We start from the raw sequence: 14447 nt of genomic DNA, 5'->3' as shown, positions 1-14447 counted from the left end.
CGGAGCGGTCTGCCAACCGGCTCCTCGGCTTTTGATCAAGCGGGAACGGCGGCTTCCGCGGGTTTGTTAACGGCGTGACAGGCGACGCCGTCAATCAGCTCAGGGGTCTTTCTGCGGCAGAGGTCGAAAACCAGCGGACAGCGCGGATTGAAGGCGCATCCGGACGGCGGGTCGATCGGGTTGGGGATTTCACCCTTGACGGGGATCCGTTGCCGGCCGGACATCGCAAGATCGGGCACCGCGCCCAGGAGCATTTTGGTGTAGGGCATTCGCGGATTGGCGAACAGCTCGCGCCCCTCGGCAATCTCCACGATGCGGCCGAGATACATCACGCCGATCCGACTGGCCATATGCCGGACCACGGCCAGATTGTGGCTGATGAAGAGATAGGTGAGGCCGAGCTTGTCCTGCAGATCGCGCATCAGATTGAGGATCTGCGCCTGCACCGAGACGTCGAGCGCGGAAGTCGGCTCGTCGCAGACGATGAATTCGGCCTCCGACGCCAGCGCCCGCGCGATCGCGATGCGCTGCCGCTGCCCGCCGGAAAACTCGTGTGGGTATTTCCAGCCATCGTCGGCATGAAGGCCGACCAGGCCGAGCAGTTCGCCAACGCGCGCGCGAATGTTGCGGTCGCCCTGGATCAGGTCGAAGGCGCGGATCGGTTCGGCGATGATGGCATCGACCCGAAGCCTCGGGTTGAGGCTCGCATAGGGGTCCTGAAAAATCATCTGGATGCGGCGGCGCAATCGCCTGCGCGCCGGCAACTGGCGCGGGTCCGTCATCGACACGGCGTCAATCACGACTTCGCCCGAGGTCGGCCGCAAAAGTCCGACCACCATCCGCGCCACGGTGGTCTTTCCGGAGCCGGATTCGCCGACGAGTGCAAAGGTCTCACCCCTCGTGATGTCGAAGGTTATGCCGTCGACCGCCTTGAGGAATTCCAGATGACCGCCTTCGAGCACCCGATTGAGCCACGGTTTCGAAACATCGAAGACGCGGCGCAGGTTTTTGACTTCGACAAAGGATTTCGTGCTCATGCCGCGCTTTCCTTGGCGTCGGCGTCATAGAGATGGCAGGCCACCGCCTGCGTTCCCCGCGCGATCGGTTCCGGCCGCTCCTTTCGGCAGCGATCGAAGGCGAAGGCGCAACGCGGGTTGAACGAGCAGCCCTGCGGAATTGCGGAAAGCCGCGGCATGGCGCCTGGAATCTGGACCAGCCGCGCGGCATCGCTTGCAAGGGTCGGGATCGCGCCCATCAGGCCCTTGGCGTAGGGATGCAGCGGATTCTGCACCACGTCCCGCACCGGGCCGATTTCCGCGATACGGCCCGAATACATCACCGCGACACGGTCCGAGGTCTCGGCGATCACCCCCATGTCATGGGTCACGAGCATCACGGCCGTGCCATGATCGCGCCCGAGCCGCTTGATCAATGATATGATCTGCGCCTGCACCGATACGTCGAGCGCGGTGGTGGGCTCGTCGGCGATGATCAATTCGGGTTCGGCGCAAATCGCAAGCGCGATCACGACCCGCTGACGCATCCCGCCGGAAAATTCGTGCGGATAGGCATCGATGCGCTTGTCGGGTGCGGGTATGCCGACCTCGGCAAGGAGATCGATGGCGCGCCGGCGCGCTGCCTGTTCCGATAAATTCATGTGGGTCCGGATCGTCTCGACCAATTGATCGCCGATGCGGTAAAGCGGGTTGAGGCTCGTGAGCGGGTCCTGGAAGATCATCCCGATCCGCTTTCCGCGCATCCGCCGCATCTCGTCCGGCGGCAGATTGTCGATCCTCATGCCCGACAGATGGATTTCGCCGCCGGCGATGCGGCCGGGGGGATCGATCAGTCCGATCACCGCAAGACCGGTGACGGATTTTCCCGCACCGGATTCGCCAACCACGCCCAGCACCTCACCCTTGGCGATATCGAAGGAAATTCCGTCGATCGCGCGCAGCACGTGATGGCGGGTGACGAACTCGACCCGGAGATTGCGCACTGACAGGACGGGTTCGCTCATGCGCTACGAGATCCCAAAATCACGCCGCTCCTCACCGCAGTTTCGGATTGAGCGCGTCGCGCAGCCAGTCGCCGAGCAGATTGATGGACAGGATCAGCGCGGCCAGCGCCAGTCCGGGAAAAGCGACGATCCACCATTCGCCGGCGAACAGATAATTGTTGCCGATCCGCATCAGCGTACCGAGCGAGGGCATGGTGTCGGGCATGCCGGCGCCGAGAAACGACAGGGTCGCCTCGGTGATGATCGCGAGCGCCAGATTGATGGTCGCGATCACCAGGATCGGGCCCATGGCGTTGGGCAGCACGTGGCGCAACATGATCACGGGCGCTGGCAAGCCGATCAACTGTGCGGCGGCGACATAGTCCTTGTTCTTTTCCACCATGACCGAGCCACGCACGGTGCGCGCATACTGCACCCAAAAGCTCAGGCCGATCGCAAAAACCAGCACGGCAAGCGTGGTCATGGCGTCCAGGCGATTGCCGAACAGGGATTTGACAATGCCGTCGATGAGAAGCGCGATCAGGATCGCAGGAAAAGTGAGCTGCACGTCAGCAATGCGCATGATCAGGCCGTCCACGGCACCGCCGAAATAGCCGGCGATCAGCCCGAGCAGAATGCCGAGCGTGCCGGAGAACAGGACGCCAAGCACGCCTACGATCAGCGAAATCCGCAAGCCGTAGAGGATGGCCGAAAACACATCGCGGCCCTGCTCGTCGGTGCCGAGCAGGAACGGGCTTTGCCCGTCGGCGGTCCACAGCGGGGCGATGCGCGAATTGATGAGTTGAAGCTGCGCCGGGTCGAACGGATTCTGCACGGCGAGCATGGGTGCCAAAATGGCGAGCAGGAAGAACAGCAGCGTCACGACTGCGGCGGCGATGGTGAGGCGGGAGCGTCGGAACGAATAGAACACGTCGCTATGAAGCGCGCGCCGAAACAGGCCAGGCGAATGCACGCGCGCTTGCGATGCGTTCGAATGAGCCTGGTGGGTTGCGGCGGCGTCGGACATTTTCGAAGCTCTCGCCTTTAGGCCGGTCGGCCGATGGTGGCGCGCAGGCGCGGATCGACCACGGTGTAAAGGATGTCCACCACGAGGTTGATGGTGACGAAGATCAACGACACCATCAAGAGATACGCCGCCATGATCGGAATATCGACATTTTGCACCGCCTGCACGAACAAGAGCCCCATGCCTGGCCATTGGAAAACGGTTTCGGTGATGATGGCGAATGCAATTACCGAGCCAAATTGCAGGCCGGCGACGGTGATGACCGGAACCAGCGTGTTCTTCAGCGCATGACCGAAGTGAATGGCGCGGGTGGTCAACCCGCGCGCCCGCGCAAAGCGGATGTAATCGGTGCGCAGCACCTCGAGCATCTCGGCCCGCACCAGCCGCATGATCAGTGTCATCTGGAACAGGCCGAGCGTGATCGAGGGCATGATCAGCGCCTTCAAGCCGGAAACGGTGAGCAATCCGGTCGTCCACCAGCCGATCCGCACCACTTCGCCGCGGCCGAACGAGGGCAGCCAGCCGAGCGTCACCGAGAAGAGGTAGATCAGGAGAATGCCGATCAGAAAGGTCGGCAGCGAAATCCCGACCAGCGAAACCGCCTGAAAAATCTTCGCCAGCAGCGTGTCGCGTCGCAGAGCCGAATAGACCCCCATCAGGATGCCGAAGACGAGGGCGAGAATCGTGGCGCAGGTGGCAAGCTCCAGCGTCGCCGGCAATCGCTCTTTCAGGAGGTCGGCCACCGGCAGGCGGAACTGGTAGGAGACGCCGAACTTGAACTGCGCCGCGTTGGCGAAATAATGGGCGAACTGGACCAGCACCGGATCGTCCAGGCCGAGCGATTTTCGGATCTCGGCGCGCTCGGCCGCCGAGGTGTCGATGGAAACGATCTGGTTGACAGGATCGCCTGCGAAACGGAACATCGAGAACGCGATGATCCCGACGGCGATCATGACGCCGATGGCCTGGATTGCCCGGCGAAGGGTGAAAGCGAGCATCTCTTCCTTTCACTTCCCTTGAGAGGCGGAAACGACAGAGGCGGAAACGACAAGTGCCGCCCATTTGAAGTTCCTGCGCCACAAGCGGCAAATTCCGATCAGGAACTTCAAATGGAAAAGCGGCACTAGAATCATAAGTTTACTAGTGCCCATAACTTCCGAAGTTCGTGAAAGGTGGGTGCTGAGGTGTAGCACGAACTTCGGAAAGTGGGCACTAGTCCCGGAAGCTGAACCTTCCGGGACCTCGAATTTGACAGCACTGCTATTCCTGTTTCGTGGCCCAGTAGAGCAGTACCTGGTTGTCCGCACGCTGGGTCAATTTCACCTTTTTCGAGACGCCCCAGGCCAACGCCTGCTGATGCAGCGGGATGTAGCCGTAATCCCGGATGCCGAATTCGAAGGCTTTCTTGATCATCAGATCGCGCTTGGCGATATCGGGCTCGACCAGGATCTTGTCGGCGAGCGCGTCGAGTTCCTTGTTGCAATAGCCGCCGAGATTGGCTTCGCCCCGGGTCGGCTCCCTGGGGTCGGTACGGCAGCCCATGATGTCGTAGAGCACATTGTGGGAATCCATCGAGGCCGGTGTCCAGCCCAGGAGATAGAACGAGGTCTGGTAACCGCCGGGCTTGAGCACCTTGCCAAAATACTGCGCCTTGGGTTGCGCGAGCAGGGTCACCTTCACGCCGATGCGCGCGAGCATGCCGACGACGGCCTGGCAGATGTCGGCATCGTTGACATAGCGATCGTTGGGACAATCCATGGTGACTTCGAAGCCGTCAGGGTAGCCTGCCTCGACCATGAGTTTCTTGGCGGCATCCGGATCGGCTTTCGGCCGGGTGAAATCCTTCGACAGAGGGAAGAGTTGAGGCGCGATCATCAGTGCCGAAGGCGTCGACAGCCCGCGCATCACGCGGTTCTTGATCAGCTCCACATCGATTGCCCTGTAAAAGGCTTCGCGAACGCGGATGTCCTTGAACGGGTTCTTGCCCTTGACGTTGGAATAGAGGAGTTCGTCGCGCACCTGGTCCATGCCCAGGAAAAGCGTACGAACTTCCGGTCCGGTCAGCACGGTGGCGTTACCCCCCGCATTGACCCGCTGGATGTCCTGGGTCGGCACCGGCTCGATGACGTCGACCTCGCCGGACAATAGCGCAGCGACCCGCGTTGCGGCCGATCCGATCGGCGTGAAGACGATCTCCTTGAGATTGTGCTCCGCCTTGCCCCACCAATTCGGGTTCGGCTTGAACACGGTCTTCACGCCCGGCTGATGGCTCTCGATGATGAAGGGGCCGGTGCCGTTTTCGTGCAGCGAGGCATAGCTCGGCGTGGTCGCCGAGGCCGGCGTCGGCGCGATCGAATTGTTTTCCTCGCACCATTTCTTGTCCATGATGAACCAGCCGTCCCATTGCGAAATGAGGATGGGATTGGGCGAGTCGAGTTTTACGTCCACCGTGTAGTCGTCGACCTTGACGAACTTGGCATCAGCGGGAACGTTGGTCAGAAAGTTGGAGCCCTTGGCGCGCACGCGGTCGGCGGAAAAAATCACGTCATCGGCGGTGAAGGGATCGCCGTTGTGAAATTTGACATTCTTTCGCAGATGGAAACGCCAGCGCGTCGGCTCCAGGATTTCCCAGCTTTCGGCGAGCGCCGGCGCGATCTTCAGCTCTTTGTCGCGAGTGACGAGGCCCTCATAGACATGTGCATGATGAGCGATGGTGGTGGTTTCCTTGAGCGTATAGGGATCGAGCGATTTCAACTCGCCCTGATTGGCGTAACGGAGCGTCTGGCTTGACGCCGGCGTCATGACACAAGCGACGATCAGGATGGTGGTCGCTGCAAGAAGGAATTGACGTACCGGCATAATTTGGCGCTCTCCGCATGCTGTTTGGGCCTGTCGAGGCCGACAATCTGCCAGAGTTTGGCCGCGGCGCAAGCGCCATTTCCCCCAAAGCGAAGCCGGTTTGCGCAGCGGCTGCGCCATGACTAGCTAGTGCGGTGGATTTGACGTTCGCTTCACTATCGCCGCGAGTCCTCATGGCGAATATCAAATCCAAAATCGCACTAGAATCTTGTATTTGCTGGTGTCCCTTGGGCTCTGACATTCGCAAATGCGCTCGCTAGGAAGGAGTGATGGATGGCGGAACTGAAGGCCGATGTTGTCGTGCTGGGCGCGGGCATGGTCGGCGTGTCGGCTGCTTTGCACCTGCAGCGGCGCGGGCGCGACGTCATCCTGGTCGACAAGAACGAGGCAGCTGGCGAAGAGACCAGTTTCGGAAATGCCGGCCTGATCGAATGCGCTTCGGTTTTCCCCTACATGTTCCCGCGCGACGTCAGAGAGATCGTTCAATACGCGTTCAACCGCTCGCCGCAGGCGCACTATCGACTGTCCGATCTGCCTTACTTCCTGCCATGGCTGGTGCGCTACTATCTGGCGTCTTCGCCCGCCCGCGCGCTGCACAGCGCCCTTTCGGAACTGCCCTTGATCCAGCGCAGCCTCATCGAGCACGAGGCGCTGATTGCGGAAGCCGGCGTCCCGGAACTGTTGCGCCGCACCGGCTGGCTGAAACTGTTTCGATCCGAAAGGAGCTTTGCCAATGGCGTGAAAGAGGTCGAGCGTGCGAGCCAGTTTGGCGTTCCCAGTGAGGTTCTAAAACCTTCCGCGATCGCGGCACGAGAACCCCATCTGAGCGGTGACTTCACTGGCGCGATCTATTTGCCGACGCCGGAATTTGTTCCCGATCCGGGCGCATTGGCCAAGGCCTATACGGCGCTGTTCAAGCGCAAGGGCGGGCGCTTTCTGGTCAGCGATGCCAAAACGCTCGAGCAGGACGCAAAAGGGTGGCGTGTGCGTGGGGCCGCTGCGCGCGAGGCGGTCGTGGCGCTCGGACCGTGGTCGGACCTGGTGTTCCGTCGTCTTGGATATTCCATCCCGCTCGGGGTCAAGCGCGGCTATCATTTGCACCTGGCGCCGGGCGGCAATGCTGTCCTTCACGAGCCCGTTCTGGATTCCGATCTCGGCTTTGTGCTCGCGCCGATGAACCGCGGCATTCGGCTCACAACCGGCGTCGAATTTGCCCGCCGCGATGCGCCGCCGACGCCGGTCCAGGTCCAACAGGCGCTGCCGCGGGCACGCGCCCTGTTCCCGCTGGGAGAGGCGATCGATGCAAAACCCTGGATGGGCGCGCGGCCGTGCCTGCCCGATATGCTTCCGGTGATCGGCCAGGCGCCTCGCCATGCCGGGCTGTGGTTTGATTTCGGCCACCAGCACCACGGCTTGACGTTGGGTCCCGCGACCGGGCGACTGCTTGCGGAAATGATGACGGGGCAGGCGCCTTTCGCCGATCCGAGGCCGTTTGCCGCGGATCGTTTTGGTTGACCATATGCGTTGATTTAGCGCCTCAGCCGCCTTCCGGCCGCCTCAAGCCCGCTTGCTACCACCGGCCTCTGGCGGCGATACTGTCCAGGGGCGGCACCGCTAGCAGGAGTGCATATGAAGGTTAACGTGGAAATAGACTGCACGCCGCTCGAGGCCCGGCAGTTCTTCGGGCTTCCGGACGTGCAGCCGATGCAGACTGCGGTCATGGAAAAACTCCAGAACCAGATGATGGAAAATATCCAGAAGGTCTCGCCGGAAGCCTTGATGCAGAGCTGGCTTTCGTTCGATCCGAAGTTCGCCGAGCGGTTTGGAGACATGTTCGCCGCCATGACGGGCCTCGGCGGCACGCGCACGTCCGACAAGAAATGACCGAATTCGCCGATGGAGGCGAGGAAACAGGCCGGCTGCGTCCGCCCGGCCTTGGCCTGCTGCTGGCCGAGATCCGGGGAATATTCGAGTTCAACGCCAGCCTGATGCTGTCGCCATTCCTGATGGGCGCGCCGAGAGGCGACGGCCATCCGGTGCTGACCTTGCCGGGCTTTCTCGCCAGCGACCTGTCGATGGCCCCGATGCGGCGATATCTGACGGAACTCGGATATGATCCCCACGCCTGGCGGATGGGCCGCAACGTCGGCGGGATCGCGCGCCTGCGGTCCGCGTTGCGCAAGCGCCTTGGCGAGATTTACCAAACCAGCGGCCGAAAGGTGAGCATCGTCGGCTGGAGCCTGGGCGGCGTCTATGCGCGCGATCTGGCGCTGCACGCGCCTCAGATGGTGCGCTATGTGGTGACGCTGGGAAGCCCGTTTGCAAATGACGTGAGAGCGACCAACGCCACGCGACTTTATGAAGCGTTGTCGGGTGAGACGGTCGATGCCGACCTCGAGCTTCGCGAGGCACTCGCAGGCGATTTGCCCGTCCCGACGACCTCGATCTATTCGCGCGCCGACGGCGTCGTGAACTGGAATACCTGCCGATTGCGTCCCTCCGATACCTCCGAAAATATCGAGGTGTTCCTAGCCAGCCATATCGGGCTGGGCGTGAATCCAGCCGTGTTGTGGGCCGTTGCCGACCGTCTGGCCCAGGCCGAGGGCCAATTCAGTCAATTTGACCGATCCGGGCCCTTTGCCATTGCATATGCGCCCGCAGAACAGGCACAATCCTGACCGCGTTCCGAGCGAGGGGACCAGAGCGCCGGAAGCACCGCCAGGGACACTAGCGTGCCACGTGAATCATTCACGGGAGGAGCCTATGAGCGACGCCAGGAAGCTGTCCTCAATGGATGCGTCGTTTCTGTATCTGGAAACGCCGGAAATGCCGATGCAGGTCGGAAGCATGGCGATCTTCCGCCTGCCCGACGATTACAAGGGCGACTTTTTCGAAGAATTCAAGGCGATGATCGCCTCGCGCCTGCACGTCGCGCCGATCCTGAAAGCGCGTCTGGAAAAGGCACCGCTCGACATCGATCATCCTTCCTGGGTCGAGGATGACCAGTTCGATATCGACCGCCATATTTTCCGCGCAAGCCTTCCGGCGCCGCACGATCGTGCGACGCTGGAGCGCATCGTCGGCTGGATGCATGCCAAGCTTCTCAACCGCGCCCGTCCGCTCTGGGAGTTCTACGTCTTCGAAGGCATGAAGGACAACGAGATCGGGCTTTATTCCAAGATGCACCACGCCTGCATCGATGGCGGCGCCGGTGCTGCGCTGACCAACATGATCTATGACGTGACGCCGATCCCGCGCCAAATCGATCCGCCAACAGCGCGGCCCAAGGTTGGGCAGGAGCCGCGCGACATCGCCGCCAATCTTCTCGATTCCTATCAGCAGCTTTGGCGCCAGCCATTCGATGCCTCGACGGCTGCCAAGGGCATCGACCTGCCGCGATCGGGAAAGAGCGACCTCGGTTCGATCCTGTTCGACAACGCGATGTTCCAGATCGAGAACGCCGTCAAATTCGTCGGCAATGTGCCGACCATGCTCAAAAGTGTCTCCGACGTGATCGGAAAGATCAGCGATCCGAAATCGCGCGACAGCATCGCCAGCATGATGTCGCCGCCGACCATTCTCAACAAGGCGATCTCCTCGGAGCGCAGCTTCGCCGGCGTCTCGATCCCGCTGAGCAGCGCCAAGGCCATTGCCAAGCAGGCCGGAGGCAAGTTGAACGACGTGGTGCTTGCGGTGTCGAGCGGCGTGGTGCGGCGCTATCTCTTGGAGCGCGGCGCACTGCCTGCGAAATCGTTGACCGCCGGGGTGCCGATCTCGTTGCGCGAAGAAGGCAATACCGAGGCCAACAACCAGGTGTTCGGCATGATCTGCTCGATCGCCACCAATGTCGACGATCCCAAGACGCGGCTTGAGACGATCATCGAGCGATCGACCAAGTCCAAGGAGATGTCGCATCCGCTGCGGGCGCTGATGCCGCAGATGCAGAACGTCTCGATGCTCGGCGCACCGATCCTGATCCAGATCCTCGCTCTTCTCTACAGCCGTTCGAGCCTGTCGGACGTATTGCCGCCGGCGGCAAATATCACCGTATCGAACGTTCCCGGACCGCGCCAGACGCTGTACGCTGCGGGCGCCGAATTGCTGCACATCTTCCCGGTTTCGATCTCGACCCACGGACTTGCGCTCAACATCACCGTGCAGAGCTACCGCGATCAGCTCGACTTCGGTTTCATCGCCGGGGCCAACATCATTCCGCATGTCCAGGAACTCTGCGACATGGTGCCTGCAGAATTTGCGGCACTGGAGGCGGCTTTTGCTCCACCTCAAGCCGACGTCAAGGGCGCTGCCGAGTAGGGACAAAACAATGATCGAAATGCCGCCGCTGCAATTCGCGACGACCAACGGGATTCGGATGGGCTTTTATGAGGCTGGTCCGAAAGCCGACAAGCCGCCGCTCGTTCTCTGCCACGGCTGGCCGGAGATCGCGTTTTCCTGGCGCCATCAGATCAAGGCGCTGGGCGAGGCCGGCATTCGGGTGATCGCGCCGGACCAGCGCGGCTATGGCGCAACCGACGCTCCCGAAGCGGTCGAAGACTACGATTTCGAGCATCTGACCGGCGATCTCGTCGGTCTGCTCGATGATCTGAAGATCGACAAGGCCATCTTCGTTGGTCACGACTGGGGCGGATTTGTCGTCTGGCAGATGGCGCTTCGACATCCCGACCGCGTCGCCGGCGTTGTCGGCGTCAACACGCCGCACGCAAATCGCGCGCCAGCGGACCCGATCGAATTGATGCGCAAACGCTTTGGCGAGCAAATGTATATCGTGCAATTTCAAAATCCCTCGCGCGAGGCGGACAAGATCTTCGACAGCCGCGTCGAGCAGACCTTCGATGCCTTCATGCGCAAGCCGGCGCCGCGCAAGGACGTCGCTCCGGCAGAGCCACCGACCGCGGGCGTCGGCGCCTCGCCCAGGCTCAATCTGGCATTTCCGCAAATGATTGCCGGGTACGACGCCAGGCACGACCCGCGAACGCCGATCCTGTCGCCGGAGGAAAAGAAGGTTTTTGTCGATACCTTCACCGGGACCGGCTTCACCGGAGGGATCAACTGGTACCGCAACTGGACCCGCAACTGGGAGCGCTCGGCCGGGCTCGATCATACGGTGCGTGTGCCGTCGCTGATGATCATGGCCGAGAACGACGCCGTGCTGCCGCCATCGGCGGCCGATGGCATGGAAAAGATCGTTCCTGATCTCGAGAAATATCTGGTTCGCGGCAGCGGCCATTGGACCCAGCAGGAAAAGCCGGAGGAGGTCAGCAACAAGCTGATCGAATGGCGGAGAAGGCGGTTTGGATAATTGTCATTGCGAGCGAAGCGAAGCAATCCAGAGATTCGAGGCAACTTGGTCCTTCTTTTTTCGTCATGGCCGGGCTTGACCCGGCCATCCACGTCTTTGCTTCCTCCGAAAACGAGGCAAGTCGTGGATCACCGGGACAAGCCCGGTGATGACGGCTTCATCGTGATTGCGACGAAGGCCTCGCGGAAGTTCTGGATTGCACCGCTCTTCGCTCGCAATGACGATCATTGAGCAGGAAATTCGCAATGCCAGCCAAAAACAAACTGTCTCCCATCCCGCATCCGCCCATGAAACCGGTAGTCGGGAACATGCTGTCGCTGGATTCAACGGCGCCGGCGCAGAATCTGGCGCGGCTCGCAAGGGAACTGGGGCCGATCTACTGGATGGACATGATGGGCGCCCCGCTCGTCGTGGTCTCCGGCCACGATCTCGTCGACGAGCTCAGCGACGAGAAGCGCTTCGGCAAGGTGGTGCGCGGCCCACTGCGACGGGTGCGCTCGATCGGCGGCGACGGCCTTTTCACCGCGGATACGAGCGAGCCGAACTGGAGCAAGGCCCACAACATCCTGCTGCAGCCGTTCGGCAACCGCGCCATGCAGTCCTACCACCCGAGCATGGTCGACATCGCCGAGCAGCTGGTGAAGAAGTGGGAGCGACTGAACGCGGACGAGGAGATCGAAGTCGTTCACGACATGACCGCACTCACGCTCGACACCATCGGACTGTGCGGCTTTGACTACCGTTTCAATTCGTTCTATCGGCGCGACTATCATCCATTCGTGGCGTCGCTGGTCCGCTCGCTCGAGACCATCATGATGATCCGCGGCCTGCCGCTGGAAAATCTCTGGATGCAGAAGCGACGGCGCGATCTTTCAAGCGACGTCGACTTCATGAACAAGATGGTCGACGAGATCGTTGCCGAGCGACGCAGGAATGCGGCCGCCGCCGACGACAAAAAGGACATGCTCGCCGCCATGATGACCGGCGTCGATCGCGTCACCGGCACGCAGCTCGACGACGTCAACATTCGCTACCAGATCAATACCTTCCTGATTGCCGGGCACGAAACCACCAGCGGACTGCTGTCCTGCACGCTTTATGCGCTGCTCAAGCATCCCGAGGTGCTGAAGAAGGCCTATGAAGAGGTCGATCGCGTGCTTGGGCCCGATATCAATGCGAGGGCGACCTATCAGCAGGTGACGCAGCTCACTTACATTACCCAGGTCCTGAAAGAGGCCTTGCGGATGTGGCCGCCCGCGCCGGCCTATGGCATCTCGCCGCAGAACGACGAAGTGATCGGCGGTAAATACAAACTCAAGAAGAATACCTTCATCACGGTGCTTGCGCTGGCACTACACCGCGATCCCTCGGTGTGGGGACCCAATCCGGATGCCTTCAATCCGGAGAATTTTTCGCGCGAGGCCGAAGCCGCGCGCCCCGTCAACGCCTGGAAACCGTTCGGCAACGGTCAGCGGGCCTGCATCGGCCGCGGTTTTGCGATGCATGAGGCGGCGCTTGCGATCGGCATGATCTTGCAGCGTTTCAAGCTGATCGACGTCCATCGCTATCAGATGCATCTGAAGGAAACGCTGACGATCAAGCCCGATGGATTCAAGATCAAGGTGCGCCCGCGCGAAGACAGGGAACGCGCCGCCTTCGCCGGCAATGTCGTACCGGCGGCTGCGGTTGCGAAAAAGCCGGTGCCGCAGACGCGTCCGGTCCATAACACGCCGATGCTCGTGCTTTACGGCTCCAATCTCGGTACGGCCGAGGAACTCGCGACCCGAATGGCCGATCTTGCCGAGGTCAACGGCTTCAAGGCCAGGCTGGGGCCGCTCGATGATTATGTCGGCAAGCTGCCGAAAGAGGGCGGCGTTCTGATCATTTGCGCCTCCTACAACGGCGCCGCGCCCGACAACGCCACGCAATTCGTCAAATGGCTCGGCAGCGACGTGCCGAAGGATGCGTTCGCCAAGGTGCGTTATGCGGTGTTTGGTTGCGGCAATAGCGATTGGGCCGCGACCTATCAATCCATCCCGCGCTTTATCGACGAACAGCTGACGGCGCATGGTGCACGCGCCGTCTATGAACGCGGCGAGGGCGACGCCCGTAGCGATCTCGACGGCCAGTTCCAGAAGTGGTTCCCGGCCGCCGCTCAAGTGGCGACCAAGGAGTTCGGGATCGACTGGAATTTCACCCGCACGGCCGAGGACGAGCCGCTTTATGCGATCGAGCCTGTGGCGCCGACGGCTGTCAACACCATGGTGGCACAGGGCGGCGCGATGCCGATGAAGGTGCTGGTAAACAGCGAATTGCAGAACAAGACTGGCGCTAGTCCCTCGGATCGATCGACCCGGCACATCGAAGTGCAATTGCCACCCGGCATCAGCTACCGTGTCGGCGACCATTTGAGCGTCGTTCCGCGCAACGATCCGACGCTGGTGGACGCAGTCGCGCGGCGTTTCGGCTTCCAGCCCGCCGATCAGGTCCGCCTGCAGGTCGCCGAAGGCCGCCGCGCGCAATTGCCGGTGGGAAATGCCGTATCGGTCGGCCGCCTGTTGACCGAATTTGTCGAATTGCAGCAGGTCGCAACCCGCAAGCAAATCCAGATCCTGTCCGAACACACGCACTGTCCGGTCACCAAGCCCAAGCTTGCGGCCTTCGCCAGCGACGACGAGGCGTCCGCCGAACGTTATCGAAGCGAAGTGCTCGACAAGCGCAAATCGGTGTTCGATTTGCTGGAGGAATACCCGGCGTGCGAACTGCCGTTTCACCTTTATCTCGAAATGCTCTCGCTACTGGCGCCGCGCTATTATTCGATTTCGTCGTCGCCTTCGACCGAGCCTGCGCGTTGCAGCGTGACCGTCGGCGTGGTCGAAGCGCTCGCAAGTTCGGGCCGCGGTATCTACAAAGGCGTCTGCTCGAACTATCTGGCGCGCCGGCGCGCCGCCGACACCATCCATGCCACGGTGCGCGAAACCAAGGCGGGTTTCCATTTGCCGGCGGATTCCACCGTGCCGGTCATCATGATCGGTCCCGGCACGGGACTTGCGCCGTTCCGCGGCTTCCTTCAGGAGCGCGCTGCGCAAAGGGCCAGCGGCGCCACGCTAGGCCCCGCGATTCTGTTCTTCGGCTGCCGCCACCCCGAGCAGGACTATCTCTATGCCGACGAGCTGAAAGCCCACGCGGCGAATGGCATCACTGAACTCTTCACCGCTTTCTCGCGCGGCGGGGGTGCGAAG

General features: G+C 61.6%; 11 protein-coding genes. 6 read left to right on the top strand and 5 right to left on the bottom strand.

Annotated elements, in window-relative coordinates:
• Window positions 1-35: 35 nt before the first annotated feature.
• The 5 genes from VNX23_RS29620 to VNX23_RS29600 form a co-directional block, all read right to left on the bottom strand.
• Complete coding sequence (locus VNX23_RS29620; protein ID WP_325635194.1) at window positions 36-1037, bottom strand: ABC transporter ATP-binding protein; 1002 nt, start codon at window positions 1035-1037, stop codon at window positions 36-38.
• Window positions 1034-2020, bottom strand: a complete 987-nt coding sequence (locus tag VNX23_RS29615; RefSeq protein WP_325635193.1) for an ABC transporter ATP-binding protein — start codon at window positions 2018-2020, stop codon at window positions 1034-1036. Before VNX23_RS29615 ends, VNX23_RS29620 begins: the two co-directional genes overlap by 4 nt.
• 31 nt (window positions 2021-2051) lie before the next feature.
• Window positions 2052-3026 (bottom strand): ABC transporter permease, encoded by a 975-nt coding sequence (locus tag VNX23_RS29610; protein WP_325635192.1) that lies wholly within the window; start codon window positions 3024-3026, stop codon window positions 2052-2054.
• Window positions 3027-3043: 17 nt separating this feature from the next.
• Entirely contained in the window at window positions 3044-4024 is a 981-nt protein-coding gene (locus VNX23_RS29605; protein WP_325635190.1) for an ABC transporter permease, read from the bottom strand.
• A 262-nt stretch (window positions 4025-4286) separates the two neighbouring features.
• Window positions 4287-5885 carry an ABC transporter substrate-binding protein gene (locus tag VNX23_RS29600; protein WP_325635188.1) on the bottom strand — a complete coding sequence of 533 codons (1599 nt, stop codon included), beginning with the start codon at window positions 5883-5885 and terminating at the stop codon, window positions 4287-4289.
• A 273-nt stretch (window positions 5886-6158) separates the two neighbouring features.
• Between VNX23_RS29600 and VNX23_RS29595 the strand changes: the two genes are divergently transcribed.
• The 6 genes from VNX23_RS29595 to VNX23_RS29570 form a co-directional block, all read left to right on the top strand.
• Entirely contained in the window at window positions 6159-7400 is a 1242-nt protein-coding gene (locus VNX23_RS29595; RefSeq protein ID WP_325635186.1) for an FAD-dependent oxidoreductase, read from the top strand.
• A gap of 114 nt (window positions 7401-7514) precedes the next feature.
• The gene (locus tag VNX23_RS29590; protein ID WP_325635184.1) at window positions 7515-7769 is read left to right on the top strand and encodes a DUF6489 family protein; all 255 of its coding nucleotides are present in this window, start codon (window positions 7515-7517) and stop codon (window positions 7767-7769) included.
• Window positions 7766-8563: an alpha/beta hydrolase gene (locus tag VNX23_RS29585; RefSeq protein ID WP_325635182.1), complete on the top strand. Its 798-nt coding sequence runs from the start codon at window positions 7766-7768 to the stop codon at window positions 8561-8563. The genes VNX23_RS29590 and VNX23_RS29585 overlap by 4 nt, the downstream gene beginning before the upstream one ends.
• 85 nt (window positions 8564-8648) lie before the next feature.
• Entirely contained in the window at window positions 8649-10199 is a 1551-nt protein-coding gene (locus tag VNX23_RS29580; RefSeq protein ID WP_325635180.1) for a wax ester/triacylglycerol synthase family O-acyltransferase, read from the top strand.
• Window positions 10200-10209: 10 nt separating this feature from the next.
• Complete coding sequence (locus VNX23_RS29575; protein ID WP_325635178.1) at window positions 10210-11205, top strand: alpha/beta hydrolase; 996 nt, start codon at window positions 10210-10212, stop codon at window positions 11203-11205.
• A gap of 245 nt (window positions 11206-11450) precedes the next feature.
• Window positions 11451-14447 (top strand): bifunctional cytochrome P450/NADPH--P450 reductase (locus VNX23_RS29570; RefSeq protein WP_325635176.1); only part of this gene is annotated, 2997 nt, incomplete at its 3' end.

The sequence above is a fragment of the Bradyrhizobium sp. genome (genome assembly GCF_035570375.1).
Classification (GTDB): domain Bacteria; phylum Pseudomonadota; class Alphaproteobacteria; order Rhizobiales; family Xanthobacteraceae; genus Bradyrhizobium.
Note: the sequence above shows the minus strand (reverse complement) of the source record. Positions and strands in the feature narration are given on the sequence as shown.